The organism is Microbacterium sp. BK668, from assembly GCF_004362195.1.
In the GTDB taxonomy this organism is placed as follows: domain Bacteria; phylum Actinomycetota; class Actinomycetes; order Actinomycetales; family Microbacteriaceae; genus Microbacterium.
Genome location: NZ_SNWG01000001.1, coordinates 2,158,932 through 2,173,588 on the forward strand (window position 1 = coordinate 2,158,932; position 14,657 = coordinate 2,173,588).

General features: G+C 70.5%; 16 protein-coding genes. 7 read left to right on the forward strand and 9 right to left on the reverse strand.

The features are described from left to right. Nucleotides 1–94: 94 nt before the first annotated feature. The 7 genes from EV279_RS09575 to xseA all read right to left on the reverse strand — a co-directional run bounded on the left by EV279_RS09575 (nucleotide 95) and on the right by xseA (nucleotide 6,892). Entirely contained in the window at nucleotides 95–751 is a 657-nt protein-coding gene (locus EV279_RS09575) for a response regulator transcription factor (RefSeq protein WP_133542935.1), read from the reverse strand. Then, complete coding sequence (locus EV279_RS09580; RefSeq protein ID WP_133542937.1) at nucleotides 748–2,262, reverse strand: ATP-binding protein; 1,515 nt, start codon at nucleotides 2,260–2,262, stop codon at nucleotides 748–750. Before EV279_RS09580 ends, EV279_RS09575 begins: the two co-directional genes overlap by 4 nt. A 109-nt stretch (nucleotides 2,263–2,371) precedes the next feature. Then, nucleotides 2,372–3,811: a class II fumarate hydratase gene (locus tag EV279_RS09585; RefSeq protein WP_133544823.1), complete on the reverse strand. Its 1,440-nt coding sequence runs from the start codon at nucleotides 3,809–3,811 to the stop codon at nucleotides 2,372–2,374. 75 nt (nucleotides 3,812–3,886) lie between these two features. Next, nucleotides 3,887–4,564: a carbonic anhydrase gene (locus EV279_RS09590; protein WP_133542939.1), complete on the reverse strand. Its 678-nt coding sequence runs from the start codon at nucleotides 4,562–4,564 to the stop codon at nucleotides 3,887–3,889. A gap of 34 nt (nucleotides 4,565–4,598) precedes the next feature. Continuing rightward, on the reverse strand, nucleotides 4,599–5,240 hold the full coding sequence (locus tag EV279_RS09595; protein WP_133542941.1) for a DUF4245 family protein: 642 nt from the start codon (nucleotides 5,238–5,240) through the stop codon (nucleotides 4,599–4,601). Further along, on the reverse strand, nucleotides 5,240–5,533 hold the full coding sequence (locus EV279_RS09600; protein WP_208109509.1) for an exodeoxyribonuclease VII small subunit: 294 nt from the start codon (nucleotides 5,531–5,533) through the stop codon (nucleotides 5,240–5,242). The genes EV279_RS09595 and EV279_RS09600 overlap by 1 nt, the downstream gene beginning before the upstream one ends. A gap of 72 nt (nucleotides 5,534–5,605) precedes the next feature. After that, nucleotides 5,606–6,892 carry an exodeoxyribonuclease VII large subunit gene (gene xseA, locus EV279_RS09605; RefSeq protein ID WP_133542945.1) on the reverse strand — a complete coding sequence of 429 codons (1,287 nt, stop codon included), beginning with the start codon at nucleotides 6,890–6,892 and terminating at the stop codon, nucleotides 5,606–5,608. Between the two features lie 120 nt (nucleotides 6,893–7,012). On the opposite strand from xseA, the gene EV279_RS09610 reads away from it, so the two are divergent. The 5 genes from EV279_RS09610 to EV279_RS09630 all read left to right on the forward strand — a co-directional run bounded on the left by EV279_RS09610 (nucleotide 7,013) and on the right by EV279_RS09630 (nucleotide 10,548). After that, the gene (locus tag EV279_RS09610; RefSeq protein WP_208109510.1) at nucleotides 7,013–8,053 is read left to right on the forward strand and encodes a 4-hydroxy-3-methylbut-2-enyl diphosphate reductase; all 1,041 of its coding nucleotides are present in this window, start codon (nucleotides 7,013–7,015) and stop codon (nucleotides 8,051–8,053) included. Then, the gene (locus EV279_RS09615) at nucleotides 8,050–8,613 is read left to right on the forward strand and encodes a DUF6264 family protein (protein WP_133542949.1); all 564 of its coding nucleotides are present in this window, start codon (nucleotides 8,050–8,052) and stop codon (nucleotides 8,611–8,613) included. The genes EV279_RS09610 and EV279_RS09615 overlap by 4 nt, the downstream gene beginning before the upstream one ends. A gap of 146 nt (nucleotides 8,614–8,759) precedes the next feature. After that, entirely contained in the window at nucleotides 8,760–9,266 is a 507-nt protein-coding gene (locus EV279_RS09620) for a sigma-70 family RNA polymerase sigma factor (protein WP_133542951.1), read from the forward strand. Further along, nucleotides 9,263–9,973, forward strand: a complete 711-nt coding sequence (locus EV279_RS09625; RefSeq protein ID WP_133542953.1) for a zf-HC2 domain-containing protein — start codon at nucleotides 9,263–9,265, stop codon at nucleotides 9,971–9,973. The genes EV279_RS09620 and EV279_RS09625 overlap by 4 nt, the downstream gene beginning before the upstream one ends. A 26-nt stretch (nucleotides 9,974–9,999) precedes the next feature. Further along, nucleotides 10,000–10,548, forward strand: a complete 549-nt coding sequence (locus tag EV279_RS09630) for an MOSC domain-containing protein (protein ID WP_133542955.1) — start codon at nucleotides 10,000–10,002, stop codon at nucleotides 10,546–10,548. Between the two features lie 60 nt (nucleotides 10,549–10,608). Here the strand turns inward: EV279_RS09630 and fbaA are convergent, their stop codons facing one another. Then, nucleotides 10,609–11,637, reverse strand: a complete 1,029-nt coding sequence (gene fbaA, locus EV279_RS09635; protein WP_133542958.1) for a class II fructose-bisphosphate aldolase — start codon at nucleotides 11,635–11,637, stop codon at nucleotides 10,609–10,611. 189 nt (nucleotides 11,638–11,826) lie between these two features. On the opposite strand from fbaA, the gene glpX reads away from it, so the two are divergent. Together glpX and EV279_RS09645 are read left to right on the forward strand one after the other, a co-directional pair. Next, complete coding sequence (gene glpX / locus EV279_RS09640; protein WP_133542960.1) at nucleotides 11,827–12,816, forward strand: class II fructose-bisphosphatase; 990 nt, start codon at nucleotides 11,827–11,829, stop codon at nucleotides 12,814–12,816. A gap of 196 nt (nucleotides 12,817–13,012) precedes the next feature. Then, a complete protein-coding gene (locus EV279_RS09645) occupies nucleotides 13,013–13,216 on the forward strand; it encodes a UDP-N-acetylmuramyl pentapeptide phosphotransferase (protein ID WP_243728512.1) in 204 nt (67 codons plus the stop codon). Nucleotides 13,217–13,332: 116 nt separating this feature from the next. Here the strand turns inward: EV279_RS09645 and EV279_RS09650 are convergent, their stop codons facing one another. Beyond that, nucleotides 13,333–14,634, reverse strand: coding sequence for a DNA recombination protein RmuC (locus EV279_RS09650; RefSeq protein ID WP_133542964.1), 1,302 nt, complete (start codon nucleotides 14,632–14,634; stop codon nucleotides 13,333–13,335). Nucleotides 14,635–14,657 lie beyond the last annotated feature (23 nt).

Sequence of the window (14,657 nt, forward strand, 5' to 3'; positions counted from 1 at the left end):
CCCGGCGTCCCCCAGCGCCGGGGGCTTCTCTCTGCCCACGCGCGGAGGCTCGGGGGCGGGAACGCGCCCGCGCGTCATGCCGGGGGAACCGGCATCACTCCCAGCGGTAGCCGGCGCCGCGCACCGTGACGATGTGCTGGCTCCCCAGCTTCCCGCGCAGGTAGCGGACGTACACGTCGACGACGTTCGATCCCGGGTCGAAGTCCAGGCCCCACACGCGGCTCAGCAGCTGCTCCCGGCTCAGCACGTGTCCCGGGTTGCGCAGGAACTGCTCGGCCAGGGCGAACTCGCGCGCCGAAAGCTCGACCTCCCGCCCGCCGACGGTCGCGCGCCGGCCGAGGATGTCGAGCACGACGTCGCCGTGCACGAGCGAGGTGGAGCTGGGTCCGGCGCTCTCCCGCAGCCGCGAACGGACGCGGGCAAGCAGCTCCTCGAACGTGAACGGCTTCGACATGTAGTCGTTGGCTCCGGCATCCAATCCCTCGACGGTGTCGTGCGTGCTGGAGCGAGCGGTCAGCATGATGACGGGCACGATGCTCCCGCGGGAGCGCAGCTCCCGCAGCACCTCGAAGCCGTCCATGGTGGGAAGGCCGACGTCCAGCAGGACGAGGTCGATATCGGGGCGCAGCGCGCGCTCGAGGGCCTCCGCGCCATCGTCCGAGATGGCTGTCGTGTATCCCGCGGCCTCGAGACCGCGGCTCACGAACGCCGCGATGCGCGGCTCGTCTTCGACGATGAGGATCCTCGTCATCCCGATGCCTCCCGCTGGAGTACGACGTCACCCGCCCTCACCGGCTGCGGCAGCTCCGAAGTGGGGAGGGGTAGGTGAATCGTGAACGTGGCGCCACCGCCGGGGGTGTCGGTGACGACGCAGCGTCCGCCATGTCCTTTCATGATCGCATCGACGATCGCGAGTCCGAGACCCGACCCGCCGACGCTTCGCTTGCCGTGCGCGCGGTCGAAGCGGCGGAAGATCCGGTGCCTGGCGGCGGGCGGGATGCCGGGGCCGTGGTCGCGCACCCAGAGGTGTGCACCATCCGTGTCGAGCACGCTGCCGATCTCGATGGGAGAGCCGTCAGGCGTGTACTTGGCGGCGTTGTCGGCCAGCTGCAGCCACGCCTGGAGGAGCCGGTCGTAGTCGCCCTGGATGGCGCCCTCCGCCTGCTGGACGACGCGCCACTGGTGTCCCGGGATCACGGTGACGAGCTCGCCGACGCGTGAGGTCAGCCCGGCGAGGTCCACCTCGCCCATCTCGAACTGGTCGCCTTCCACAGCGGCGAGCAGGTCGATGTCGTCGACGAGCCGCGTCATGCGGTCGAGCTCCGCAATGCCGATCTCGCGCGTGCTCGCGACGTCTTCGGCGTCGCCGGGGTTCATGAGCTCGAGGTGGCCCCGCACGATGGTGATCGGCGTCTTGAGCTCGTGGCGGACGTCGTCGAGGAGCTGGCGCTGCACGTCCACCGACCCCTCGAGCCGATCGAGCATCGAGTTCACGGTGCGCGAGAGGTCGGAGATGTCGTTGTTCCCCTGCTCAGGAAGGCGCGGGGAGAGATCCGTGAGCGTGATGGAGTCAGCGGCATCCCGGATCGAGCGGATGGGCGAGAGCAGCCGGCCCGCGACGAACCAGCCCACCACCCCGATCGCGAGCACCATCGCGGCCGCCGCCAGCCAGTACGTCGTCACGGCCGCTGTCACGGGGGCGAGCTCCGCGCCCAGGTCGACGGCCCTGATGTACACGCCGGATCGCGGGTCGCCCGGGAACTGGATCGGGATCGCGATGTAGCGCAGCGATCCCTCGTCCGTCACGGCGGTGCCGATCTTGGTCGCGCCGCCCGCCGTCTCTTCGACCGCGCGATCGATGAACGCCTGATCGTCCGAGATGTCGAAGCCCGAGAGGGTGCTCGGGATGAACCGCGCCCTGCCGTCGATGACGGCGAGCGACGCTTCGTTCCGACCGGGAACGAGGCGCGCGACGACGGCTTCCAGGTAGTCCTCGAGCGAGGCGAACTCGTCGGCGTTCAGCTCCTCGACGGCCGTCGTCGGCGCAGGCGACTCGGCATCCGTCTCCTCCTCGCCATTCCCGGCCACGGCGTTGAGGCTCGAGACCTGTGCCTTCAGCCTGTCGTCGATGTCGTCGAGCGCCCGCTCGCGCTGCACGAGGAACGTCACGCTGCCCACGATCGCCAGGCCCACGCACGCCACCGCCAGGATCGCTCCGAGGATGCGTGCGCGCGCCGAGATCGGTCGGGACGGGCGCCTCATGCCCTGATTATCGTCCCGGAGCGCTCTGCGCGATACGCGCGGGCCGATCGAGCTCACGGGCGGCCCGCCCCCGAGCGCCTCCCGGCACCGCGCAGGTGGGACGTGGGGGTCATCCCGGGCGGGTCATCGAGAGCAGGTCGAGCTTCTCGTCGAGCTGCTCGATCGTCAGCTCGCCGCGGTCGACGTAGCCGAGGTCGATGACGGCCTCCCGGACGGTGATGCCCTTCGCGACGGAGTGCTTGGCGATCTTGGCCGCCGCCTCGTACCCGATGAGCTTGTTGAGCGGAGTCACGATCGAGGGCGACATGCCCGCGTAGGCGGCCGCCCGCTCGACATCAGCCTTCAGTCCGTCGATCGTCTTGTCGGCGAGGATGCGCATCGCGTTGGCGAGCAGGCGGATCGACTCCAGCAGCGCGGTACCCATGACAGGGATGGCGACGTTGAGCTCGAACAGCCCCGAGGCGCCCGCCCACGCGATCGTCGCGTCGTTGCCGATCACGCGCGCGCACACCATCAGCGTCGCCTCCGGGACGACCGGGTTCACCTTGCCCGGCATGATGGACGAACCCGGCTGGAGGTCGGGGATGTGCAGCTCGCCCAGTCCCGTGTTGGGCCCCGAACCCATCCAGCGCAGATCGTTGTTGATCTTCGTGAGCGAGACCGCGATCGTGCGAAGGGCGCCGGATGCCTCGACCAGGCCGTCGCGGTTCGCCTGCGCCTCGAAGTGGTCCTTGGCCTCGGTGATGGGCAGCTCGGTGTCGTCGACGATGAGCTGCAGCACCTTCTGCGGGAACCCCGCCGGCGTGTTGATGCCTGTGCCTACGGCGGTTCCGCCGAGGGGCACCTCGGCAACCCGGGGGAGGACGGCCTGTACGCGCTCGATGCCCAGTCGCATCTGACGCGCGTACCCGCCGAACTCCTGGCCGAGCGTGACGGGAGTGGCATCCATGAGGTGGGTGCGACCCGATTTCACGACCGTCTTCCACTCCTCCGCCTTCGCCTCGAGGGCGACCGCGAGGTGATCGAGGGCGGGGATGAGATCGTCGATGAGCTCCTGCGTCACCGCGATGTGCACCGAGGTCGGGAAGACATCGTTCGACGACTGCGAGGCGTTGACGTGGTCGTTCGGGTGCACCGTCCGGCCGAGGTCGCGCGTCGCGAGTGTCGCGAGGACCTCGTTCATGTTCATGTTCGACGACGTGCCGCTGCCGGTCTGGTAGACGTCGATCGGGAACTGGTCCGCGTGCTCGCCGCCGATGATGCGATCGGCGGCCCGCGCGATCGCGTCGGCGATGGTGGCGTCGAGCGTGCCCAGCTCCTTGTTCGCGAGCGCCGCGGCCTTCTTGATCCGGGCCAGCGCGACGATCTGCGCCGGGTCGAGCGGATCACCCGAGATGGGGAAGTTCTCCACGGCGCGCTGGGTCTGCGCCGCGTACAGCGCGTTCCTCGGGACGCGCACCTCGCCCATCGTGTCGTGCTCGATGCGGTACTCGGTACTGTTCGCGCTGCCTGTGCTGCCCGGAAGCTCCGAATCGCTTCTGTCGCTCATGTCGGTCACGTCTTCGTCCTCCAGTGGTTGCGGGGTGAATGGCGGTCGCGGCCCCGGAGCCGCGTGCGTGCGGGGTCAGGCGGCTGCGCCGTCGCGCGTGGTGTCGGCGTCTCCCGCGTGGCCGGCGTCGCCGATGATGATGCTCGGGACGGCGCGGCCCTCGGCGAGCCGGTAGTTCGCGCCGACGATCGCGACACGGCCCTCGGCCACGGCGTCGCTGATGAGCTCCGATGAGCGCAGCAGCTCGGCGACGGTGTCCTTGAGGTGCTCGCGACCCACGACCTCGGCGTCGGGCGCCGTGCCGCGCTCGCTCGCCTGGATCACGCGACGCACAGCGGGCACGATAGGCGCGATCTGGCGCCAGATGTTGGCGGGCAGTGCCGGGGCATCCGTCCTCGTGCTCTCGATCGCCGCGTTGACGGCGCCGCAGGCGTCGTGGCCGAGGACGACGATCAGCGGCACCTCGAGCACCGCGACCGCGTACTCCAGGCTGCCGATCACGGAGTCCGAGATGACCTGGCCGGCGTTGCGGATCACGAAGAGATCGCCCAGACCCTCGTCGAAGATGATCTCGGCGGCCAGCCGGGAGTCGGAGCACCCGAAGAGGGCGGCACGCGGGCGCTGGCCGTCGGCGAGCTCGTGGCGGCGCTCGACGTCCTGGCGCGGATGCCGGGGCTCACCCGAGACGAATCGTGCGTTGCCCTCGACCATCTCCTGCCAGACGGTGCGCGGGGTGGGCTTGTCGTACGTCATCGAGCCTCCTCGGTGATCACGGCGGCGCGTGCGGTCACGGCGCCTCCTGGGCGAGAGTCTTCGCCTGATCGGCGACGGCGCGCGCCGCCGTCTCGGCGGTGGCCTCGTCGGTCGACCCGTAGATGAGGATCGTGTCGGGCCCCGCCTGCGTGCTGAGCGCGATCGACACGTTCCCGGCCCGGGCGGGGTCGGGGATGTCGTACACCGTCCACTCCACGCCCTCGATCGTCCGGGTTCCCGACGCGCCGGCGCCCTTCAGCACGCGGGCCGGCCACGCGGCATCCGCGTCGAAGCCCTGCGCCACGCGAAGGAAGCCGGATGCCTCGCTCGGGACGTAGACGACGGTCCACGCCTTCACCGAGTCTCCCTCGATGGCCGCGCTGTTGGCGCGCCACGTCGAGGGCACGTCGGGCACGACGACGGCGCGACCCTCGACCGCGGAGACCGTCTCGGCCACAGCGGCGACATCGGCGGGTTTGCGCTCCGGGATCGATCCCCGAGGGACGGCGAAGACGATGACGAGCACGACGGCGAGGGTTGCCAGCAGCGCCGCGACGAGATTGCGCGTGTTCTGGCTCGAGCGGTACGCGGCCGAGAACCGGGCCTTGCGCTCGGCCGTCTCCTCGGGTGTCTCGGGGCGTCCGAGTTCGGCGACGATGCGGGGAGCCTTCGCCATCACGCCTCCGGCTGCTCGCCGTCGCCCGGGCTCCCGGACGGCCGGAGGCCGGGGGAGCCGCCCGTGGCGCTCGCCGATCCCGAGGTGCGAGCGGCTTCCAGACGTCGCTTCGCGCCAAGGAGCCACTCCTCGCAGCGCTCCGCGAGGGCTTCGCCGCGCTCCCAGAGCGCCAGGGACTGCTCGAGGGTCGGAGCGCCCTGCTCGAGCTCGGCGACGACCCGCACGAGCTCGTCGCGGGCCTGCTCGAACGACAGCGACGCGACGTCGGACCGTCCTTCGCTCGCCACGCTCATGACCTCCATCTTAGTTCGGCGCCCGGACGCGCTCCGGACGCATCGCTCGACGTCGAGCGATGCACAGGGACGTCACGAGCCGGGGGCGTCCTCGGCGATCTCGCCCTCCGAGCGCGCGGCGAACGACCCCCGTCCTACGGTCACGACGACCTCCGCGCCCGGCGGGGCCTGCGTCGCGTCGCGCACGATGACGCCGTCCGACAGGTGGGCGATGGCGTATCCGCGCGCCAGGGTCGACGCGGGGGAGAGGGCGCGCAGAGTGGCCCGGAGCTCCGCGGTACGGCGGCCCTGGACCTCCAGGACGCGGTCGACGATGTCGCGGCCGCGCGCGGCGACCAGCCAGAGGTGCTGCGAACGGGACTCGAGCATGGACTCCGGCGCACGCAGCGCGGGACGTGAGCGGAGCTGCTCGAGCTGCGCGATGTCGTGCTGCAGGCGGTGGGTGAGGCGCATGGTGAGCCGCGAGCGCAGCTGAGCGACGATCGCGCGCTGCTCCGCGACATCGGGGACGACCCTCCTGGCGGCGTCGGTCGGCGTCGACGCGCGCAGATCGGCGACGTCATCGAGCAGCGGGTGGTCGTTCTCGTGCCCGATGGCGCTGACGACGGGAGTGGATGCCGCGGCCACCGCCCGCACGAGCCGCTCATCGCTGAAGCCGAGGAGCGTCTGCGGGTCGCCGCCCCCGCGCGCGATGATGATGACGTCCACGTCGGGTGCGGCATCCAGCGCCTTGACGGCGGCGATCGTCTCGGGGACGCAGCGCTCGCCCTGCACGGCCGCGTACTTCGTCCGGAAGCGCACCTGGGGCCAGCGCAGCTCGGCGTTGCGGTGGACGTCCTTCTCGGCATCGGAGTTCTCGCCCGTGATGAGGCCGATGGTGTGCGGGAGGAACGGAAGCGCCTTCTTGCGCGACGGATCGAACAGCCCCTCGGCGCGCAGCTGGGCACGCAGGCGCTCCAGCCGCTCGAGCTGGTCGCCCAGGCCGACGTGACGCATCGACGAGACGGTGAAGCTGAAGTCCCCCTGCCGGACGAAGTAGTCGGCCTTCACGCACGCGATGACGTGGTCGCCGACCTTGAGGTCTCCGGGCACGCGTGCGAGCGTCTTGGACCACAGCCGGAAGGAGATGAGCGAGTCGGACCCGAGGTCTTTCAGTCGACCGAAGACGTTGCCGCCGCGCATGTTCCAGGACGTGATCTCGCCCTCGACCCACACGAAGCCCCACTTCTCGACGAATCCGCGGATGGTCTCGTTGAGACGCGACACCGAGGTCGGCGACTGCGGACTCGATTCGCGCGGGTGCACCGAGTCGGCGGGCGGCGCTTCGCCGGCAACGGCTTCCGGCCGGAACGTGTTCATCGACTCCTCGGGACGTCTCGTGATCCTGGGATTCCTCCATCGGCGGACGCCCAGGTCGCATGCACCCGCCGCCGATAGGATCGAAGGGTGAGTTCGGCCTCTACGATTTCCGCGGTCCGCATGCCCGTGCCGCGCGTCCCGCGGCGGCGCGAGCGCCTACAGGATATCCCCGTGAACGGACACAAGCGGGTCCTCCTCGCCTCGCCCCGCGGCTACTGCGCGGGAGTCGACCGTGCCGTCATCGCGGTGGAGAAGGCGCTCGAGCGCTTCGGCGCGCCCGTGTACGTGCGCAAGCAGATCGTCCACAACATCCACGTCGTGACCGAGCTCGAGCAGAAGGGCGCGATCTTCGTCGAGGAGGTCGACGAGGTGCCCGAGGGCGCGCACGTCGTGTTCAGCGCGCACGGCGTCTCGCCGGCGGTCGTGAACGCGGCGTCCGATCGCGGGCTGCTGGCGATCGATGCCACGTGCCCGCTCGTCACGAAGGTGCACCGCGAGGCCGTCCGGTTCGCGCGCGACGACTTCGAGATCCTGCTGATCGGTCACCTCGGACACGAGGAGGTCGAGGGAACGGCGGGCGAGGCCCCCGACCACGTGACGATCGTGAACTCCCCCGATGAGGCCGACACCGTCGAGGTGAGGGATCCGTCGAAGGTCGTATGGCTGTCGCAGACGACGCTGTCGGTCGACGAGACGATGGAGACGGTGCGCCGCCTCCGCGTGAGGTTCCCGGAGCTCCAGGATCCGCCGTCGGACGACATCTGCTACGCGACGCAGAACCGTCAGGTCGCGATCAAGAAGGTCGCGAAGGATGCCGATCTGGTCATCGTCGTGGGATCGGCGAACTCGTCGAACAGCGTGCGGCTCGTCGAGGTCGCGCTCGAGCACGGTGCGAAGGCGGCGTACCGCGTGGACTACGCCGACGAGGTGGAGCAGGCCTGGCTCGAGGGGGTCGAGACGGTCGGGGTGACCTCCGGCGCCTCGGTGCCCGAGGTGCTCGTGCAGGAGGTGCTCGCAGAGCTCGCCGGCGCCGGGTATCGCGACGTCGAGCAGATCCAGACGGCCGAGGAGGATCTCCTGTTCTCGCTCCCGAAGGAGCTCCGGTCGGATGCCTCGGGCCGCCGCGACCACCGCGCGCTCGGTGGGCGGAGCCGCTCGTGAGCCAGCCCGGCCCGGCCGACCAGCGCCCGCGTCCGGCCTACGGCGAGTACGCCACACCGGAGGAGCAGCGCGCGCGGATCCAGCAGCCCGATGCGACATGGGCGCTGGAGACCGGGCAGGCGCCCGACGAGCCGGCCACCGCCGAGGCTCCGCGCCGCCCCTTAGACAGCCCCTCCGATGCCGTCCGATCGGGTCGCAGCATCGATCGCATCGTCACGCTGTCTCTGCTCATCGTCGGTGCGTTCAACGTCGTCTTCACGGCGATCTCGTACTTCAACCTTCCGGCTCTCGCCGATCAGGCCATGCAGATCATCGGCATCCCCGGCAGCTTCTCGAACTTCGAGGCCGCCCGCCTGTGGGGACCGATCGCCGCGATCGTGCTGATCGTCGGCTTCCTCGCGACGGCGTTCTTCGCCTGGCGGCGGGTCGGACGCGGGAAGCTCGCGTGGTGGATCCCGCTGGTCGGCGCCGCCGCGACCTACCTGGTCGTGTGGGTGTGCCTCGCGGTGCCGCTCGTCGGCGACCCCGCCTTCATGGAGTACGCGACGAACCCGCGCTGAACCGTCGGCGCCCCCGCCGGCGCGGCCGGGCCGGCGCCACGCGCGAGCCGCGCGAGGTCCATACTCGAAGGGCGCGCTCGCCCTCGCCGGCTCCCCGGTGAACCTTCCTCGCCGCGCACTCGTGGTCTCCTTCGAGGAGGTGTGCGATGCCACCCGACGACGACGCGCGTCTGACGGCCCTGTACGACGCGCACGCCGCGCCGGTGTGGCGGTACGTCGTGAAGCTGACGGGCGATCGAGCGGGCGCCGACGACGTCGTGCAGGAGACTCTGCTCCGCGCATGGCGGACGCCGAAGATCCTCGCGCAGGATCCTTCGACGACCCGGGCGTGGATGATCACGGTCGCGCGCCGCATCGTCATCGATGAGGCGCGCAGCGCCCGCCGGCGCCATGAGCGCACGGTCGCGGAACTGCCCGAGAAGGCCGCGGGCGACGAGGTCGATCAGCTCTTCGAGGCGATCCTCATACAGGAGGCGCTCACCGCCCTCACCGACGACCATCGCGCCGTCATCGTGAAGGCCTACTACCGCGGGCTCAGCGTCGCACAGACCGCGATCGAGCTCGGCATCCCCGAGGGGACCGTCAAGTCGAGGCTCCATTACGGTCTCCGCGCGCTCCGGCTCGCGCTCCAGGAGAGGGGGGTGACGCGATGAACCCCGACCACCCGCACTTCGCACAGTGGGATGCCGCGTACGTGCTCGGCGCCCTCTCGCCCAGCGACCGCCGCGACTTCGAGGCCCATCTCGACGACTGCGCGGACTGCCGGCGCGCGATCGCCCAGCTCGCCCCGACGGTGGGGCTCCTCTCGCGGATCACCGCCGAGGAGGCGGACGACGCCGCGAGCGACGCCGGCGTCGGACTCGGGGAGGACCCGGGCCGGCCGGCCGCAGTCCTTTCGCTGGCGCGCGAGCGCGCGCGCCGGCGTCGCCTCGTGCGCGTGACAGCGCTCGCCGCCGCGGCCGCGCTCGTGATCGCGGCCGTCGCGGTTCCGCTGGCGGTCACCTCATCCGCACCACGGCCGACGGAATCCTTCGCTCTCGAGGGCACGTCGGGCGTCCCGCTCGAGGCCGACGTGCAGCTGACCTCTGTCGGCTGGGGGACTCGCATCGAGCTGCGCTGTCGCTATCCCGAGGATGACGAGTCCGAGGCGCCGGAGGAGGGCTGGACCTATGCGCTCACCGTCGTCGACAGTGCGGGCGAGGCGTCGAATGTGTCGACCTGGCGCTCCAAGCCGGGTGCCGACGCTCGCCTTCAGGCCGGAACGGCCCTCGACGTCTCCCAGATCCGGAGCGTCGAGATCCGGACGATGACGGGGAGGGTCCTGATGTCGTACGAGCTTTCGGAGGCGACGGATGGCTAGGGGGACGTCCCGTCTAGGCTTGCGGGATGCCCCGCCTCCTCGCCGTCTGCGTCGTGCACCAGTTGCGTCGTGATCCGGGGAACGGGGTGACCGCGATCGACAAGCGGGCGGTCGCAGGACCGGTGCGGATCCGGGCGTTCGGCGCCTACGGCGACGTGCAGGCGGACCGCAAGCACCACGGCGGGCTCGACAAGGCGCTGTACGCCTACGCGCAGGAGGACGCGCGGTTCTGGGAGGCGGAGCTGGGCCGCGAGCTCGCGCCGGGGTTCTTCGGTGAGAACCTGCGGACCGAGGGACTCGACGTCAACGCGGCGCGGATCGGTGAGCGCTGGCGCATCGGATCACGGGTCGAGCTGGAGGTGACGATGCCCCGGACTCCCTGCGGCACCTTCGCCCGCAGGGTCGGGGGCGCGCATCAGCGCGGGTGGGTCAAGCGCTTCTCCGCGGAGCGGCGGCTGGGGCCGTATCTCCGCGTCGTGCGAACGGGCACGGTGGAGGCGGGCGACGAGATCGTGGTCGTGCCGGCGCCCGACGGTGCGCCAGGGCTGCTCGACGGGTACCGCGACCCCCTGTAGCCGCGGAGACGACGGATGCCCCGGCCCGGCGGGCCGAGGCATCCAGCGGAGCGAATCCTGTCAGCTCTGGGACTTGCCGAAGGAGCCGAGCTGCTTCGTCGCCTCGACGACGCGAGCCGCCATCGCCGACTCCGCGATCTTGCCCCACGCGCGGGGGTCGTAGGCCTTCTTGTTCCCCACCTCGCCGTCGACCTTGAGCACTCCGTCGTAGTTCTCGAACATGAAGCCGGCGACCGAGCGGGTGAAGGCGTACTGGGTGTCGGTGTCGATGTTCATCTTCACGACGCCGTTGGCGACCGCCTCGGCGATCTCGTCGTCGGTCGAGCCGCTGCCGCCGTGGAAGACGAGGTCGAGGGGCTTCGGCCCGGTGCCGAACTGTGCGGCGATGCCCTCCTGGATCTCGCCGAGGAGCTCGGGCTTGAGCTTGACGTTGCCCGGCTTGTAGACGCCGTGCACGTTTCCGAACGTGAGGGCCGCGATGTACCGGCCGTTCTCCCCGAGTCCGAGCGCCTCGACGAACTTCGAGACATCGCCCGTGGTGGTGTACAGCGCGTCGTTGGTGCCCTCGTGCTTGACCCCGTCCTCTTCTCCGCCGACGACGCCGATCTCGACCTCGAGGATCGCGTTGATCGCCTTCAGCCGCGGGAGAAGCTCCTTCGCGATCTCGACGTTCTCATCGAGCGGGACGGCCGAGCCGTCCCACATGTGCGACTGGAAGAGGGGGCTGCCACCGGACCTGACCTCTTCTTCCGAGGCGGCGATGAGCGGCAGGACGAAGTCCTCGAGCGCGGGCTTCGGGCAGTGGTCGGTGTGGAGCGCGATCGTGACCGGGTAGTTCTTGGCGACCTCGGTGGCGAACTTCGCGAACGCGAGCGCGCCGGTGGCGCGGCCCTTGACGGTGTGCCCGGCGAAGTAGTCGGCGCCGCCCGTGGTCACCTGGATGATGCCGTCGGATCCGGCCTCGGTGAGACCCTGCAGGATCGCGTTGATCGACTGCGAGCTGGCGGCGTTGATCGCAGGGTACGCGAAGCCGCCGGCCTTCGCGCGGTCCAGCATCTCGGCGTACTGCTCGGGGGTGGCGACGGGCATGTCGTGCTCCTTGCTCGGGGGACGTTCAGGCCCAACTCTAGCGAAGGGCCTTCGAGACTCGGGATGCCTCGTCCCCGCCGCGACGGCCCGCTGAGCGCCTCCTGCCGCACGTGAAAGATTCGCGTTTCCTTCACGCCGGCGCGGCGCAAATCCCCGGTCGACGACGAGGCCGGGGTCTAGGCTGACGCCATGGTGAGCCTGACCGAAGACCTGAGCCCTCTGCATCCCGACCGCAACCTCGCTCTCGAGCTGGTGCGGGCCACGGAGGCGGCGGCCATCCGGGCGGTGCCGTTCATCGGCCGCGGGCAGAAGGAGCTCGCCGACGGAGCCGCCGTCGACGCGATGCGCGCATTCCTCACGACGGTCAACTTCGACGGTGTGATCGTCATCGGCGAGGGCGAGAAGGACAACGCGCCGATGCTGTACAACGGCGAGAGCGTCGGTAACGGGAGGGGCCCGCGGTGCGACATCGCGGTCGACCCGATCGACGGCACGACGCTCACGGCGGAGGGACGGAACAACGCGCTGTCGGTGATCGCGGTGTCCGACCGCGGGTCGATGCTGGACGCGTCCTCGGTCTTCTACATGGACAAGCTCGTGACCGGACCGGCGGGGGTCGGCGTCGTCGACATCCGTCTTCCCATCGCCGAGAACATCCGCCTCCTGGCCAAAGCCCTCGGCAAGCCCGTCGACGAGCTCGTCGTGTCGGTGCTGAATCGCCCGCGTCACGCGCAGCTCATCCAGGAGATCCGGGATGCCGGCGCCGGCACGCGGCTCATGTCCGACGGCGATGTCGCCGGCGGCATCAACGCCGCTCGCCACAACGCGCGCACCGACATGTGCGTCGGCATCGGCGGCAGCCCGGAGGGCATCGTGACCGCGTGCGCGATCAAGGCGCTCGGCGGTCACATCCAGGGTCGCCTCTGGCCGCGCGACGACGACGAGAAGCAGAAGGGCGTCGAGGCCGGGCTCCGGCTCGACGACTTCGTCTACGAGGCGGACGACCTCGTGACCGGCAGGAACACGCTGTTCGTCGCCACGGGCGTGACGAACGGCGAGCTCGTCGGCGGGGTCCGCCGGGACGGCGACTGGATCTACACCGAGAGCGTCGTGCTGCGCGGGGCCTCGGGGACGCTGCGTCGCATCACGTCGGAGCACCTGACGTCGAAGTGGCTGTGAGCTGACGGGCCCGCGCTGTCGCATTGCGGGGAGCGGACCGCCGGGAAGCGCCGACCGCGATCGGCATGCCCGGATCCGTGGCTGAACGTTCGGTGAACGTGTCCGAGTCGTTGTCAAGCGTTCCCGACCGGGCATGGGCGGTCTGGCACAATGGTGAAGGCGTCGAACGGCGCCGACGCACGTCGAAGGGATGCCGATGACTGTGCAGACCACGGGTCCGCAGACCGGAGCCCAAGCCGTTATCAAAGACGCTACCGACCCCGCCCGGCGCCCCGACGTCTTCTTCCGGGTGCGCCGAGACGAGGGTCACCAGGTCTCGGCGTGGTGGATGATCGGGGCCTTCGTGGTCGTGTCCGCCGGTGTGATAGCGCTCATGAGCCTCGTCCCCGGCGGCGCCTGAGCGTCGGGGACGCCCTCTCGCGCGGGTTACGGGCGTTTCGTCTCGATCGCTCCTGTCCTTCGCTCGACGACCGACGAGAGTCCTGACCGGGCTGACGCGACGCGTCGGGTCAGGGGTCAGTCGGTCGAGATGCGGTCGCGCAGCTCGCCGAGGTCGGCGCTCAGATCCAGTTCGTCGGAGGACTCGCCGGCGTCGATCGCCTCGAGAAGCTCCGGGGCCGTCAGGTGGCGGGGCGCTCGGTCGATCGCCGGGGGAGCCGACACGGCGTCGAGCTTGGTGGCGTCGATGCCCGGGAACCGCCGAGCGGAGACGAGCACGCGGGACTCGAGCGAGCCGGTGAACTTGTTGTAGCTGTCGACCGTCCGCTCGATCGCGCGTCGCAGGTCGTCGGCGTGACCCGCGAGCCCGCCCAGCCGCTCGTAGAGCTGGTTGCCGAGCTCGAAGAGACGTCGGGCCTCGGCCGAGACATCCTGCTGCGTCCACGTATAGGCGACGGTCTTGAGCACTGCCCACAGGTTGACCGGCGAAGCGAGGGCGACGCGGCGGCCGAAGGCGTAGTCGAGGAGGGCAGGGTCTTCTTCGAGCGCGGCCGCAAGCAGGGATTCCGACGGCACGAAGCAGACGACGAACTCGGGGCTCGACGACAGCCCTGCCCAGTAGGTCTTCTTCGCGAGCGCGTCGACGTGCCCGCGCACGGCCTTGACGTGCTTCTCGAGCAGCGTCTTGCGGCGTGCGCCTTCGGCGCCCTGAGCGGTGAGGGGGATGGCGCTCGCCTCGAGATAGGCGTCGAGCGGCACCTTCGCGTCGACCGCGAGCGCCTTGTCGCCGGGCAGCCGGATCACCATGTCGGGACGGCCGGCTCCGGCATCCGTCACGATGGAGGCCTGGGTCTCGAAGTCGACGTATCTCGTCAGCCCCGCGGCTTCGACGACACGACGGAGCTGCGTCTCGCCCCACACGCCGCGCGTGCTTCCCGAGCGCAGAGCGCCGGCGAGCGCTTCCGTCGTCGCGCGCAGCGCTTCGTCCGACTCGCGCGAGTGCCGCAGCTGCTCGGCGAGCGCGCCGAACTGCGCCTGGCGGTCGCGCTCGAGGGCGTCGACCTTCTGCTGCATCGTGTGGAGCGTCTCGCTGACCGGCGCGAGGGCACGCAGCACGGCGTGCTCGCGACGCTCGCGTTCCTCCCGCATGGCCTGATCGGCCCGCGCCTGCCCCGCAAGCTCGCGGTAGAGCAGCTGCTGATGATCGAGCTGGGCCTGCACACCGGCGCGCGCGGCTTCCGACCCCGCCAGGCGCGCCCGCAGCTCCGCCTGCTCGCGGGCGCTGCGCGTCGTGCCGCGCGCGAGTCCCGCGAACCACCCGGCGAGAAGGCCGGCCGCGAGACCGCCGATCACGAGGATCGCGACGAGAAGAGCATCCATGAGTGAAGGATGACGGATGCCTC

Excerpts from the sequence above, each read along its gene's own strand:
- EV279_RS09575 (WP_133542935.1), bottom strand. The coding sequence starts at position 751 with ATGACGAGGATCCTCATCGTCGAAGACGAGCCGCGCATCGCGGCGTTC.
- EV279_RS09580 (WP_133542937.1), bottom strand. The coding sequence starts at position 2,262 with ATGAGGCGCCCGTCCCGACCGATCTCGGCGCGCGCACGCATCCTCGGA.
- EV279_RS09585 (WP_133544823.1), bottom strand. The coding sequence starts at position 3,811 with ATGAGCGACAGAAGCGATTCGGAGCTTCCGGGCAGCACAGGCAGCGCG.
- EV279_RS09590 (WP_133542939.1), bottom strand. The coding sequence starts at position 4,564 with ATGACGTACGACAAGCCCACCCCGCGCACCGTCTGGCAGGAGATGGTC.
- EV279_RS09595 (WP_133542941.1), bottom strand. The coding sequence starts at position 5,240 with ATGGCGAAGGCTCCCCGCATCGTCGCCGAACTCGGACGCCCCGAGACA.
- EV279_RS09600 (WP_208109509.1), bottom strand. The coding sequence starts at position 5,533 with ATGAGCGTGGCGAGCGAAGGACGGTCCGACGTCGCGTCGCTGTCGTTC.
- xseA (WP_133542945.1), bottom strand. The coding sequence starts at position 6,892 with ATGAACACGTTCCGGCCGGAAGCCGTTGCCGGCGAAGCGCCGCCCGCC.
- EV279_RS09610 (WP_208109510.1), top strand. The coding sequence starts at position 7,013 with ATGCCCGTGCCGCGCGTCCCGCGGCGGCGCGAGCGCCTACAGGATATC.
- EV279_RS09620 (WP_133542951.1), top strand. The coding sequence starts at position 8,760 with ATGCCACCCGACGACGACGCGCGTCTGACGGCCCTGTACGACGCGCAC.
- EV279_RS09625 (WP_133542953.1), top strand. The coding sequence starts at position 9,263 with ATGAACCCCGACCACCCGCACTTCGCACAGTGGGATGCCGCGTACGTG.
- EV279_RS09630 (WP_133542955.1), top strand. The coding sequence starts at position 10,000 with ATGCCCCGCCTCCTCGCCGTCTGCGTCGTGCACCAGTTGCGTCGTGAT.
- fbaA (WP_133542958.1), bottom strand. The coding sequence starts at position 11,637 with ATGCCCGTCGCCACCCCCGAGCAGTACGCCGAGATGCTGGACCGCGCG.
- glpX (WP_133542960.1), top strand. The coding sequence starts at position 11,827 with ATGGTGAGCCTGACCGAAGACCTGAGCCCTCTGCATCCCGACCGCAAC.
- EV279_RS09645 (WP_243728512.1), top strand. The coding sequence starts at position 13,013 with ATGACTGTGCAGACCACGGGTCCGCAGACCGGAGCCCAAGCCGTTATC.
- EV279_RS09650 (WP_133542964.1), bottom strand. The coding sequence starts at position 14,634 with ATGGATGCTCTTCTCGTCGCGATCCTCGTGATCGGCGGTCTCGCGGCC.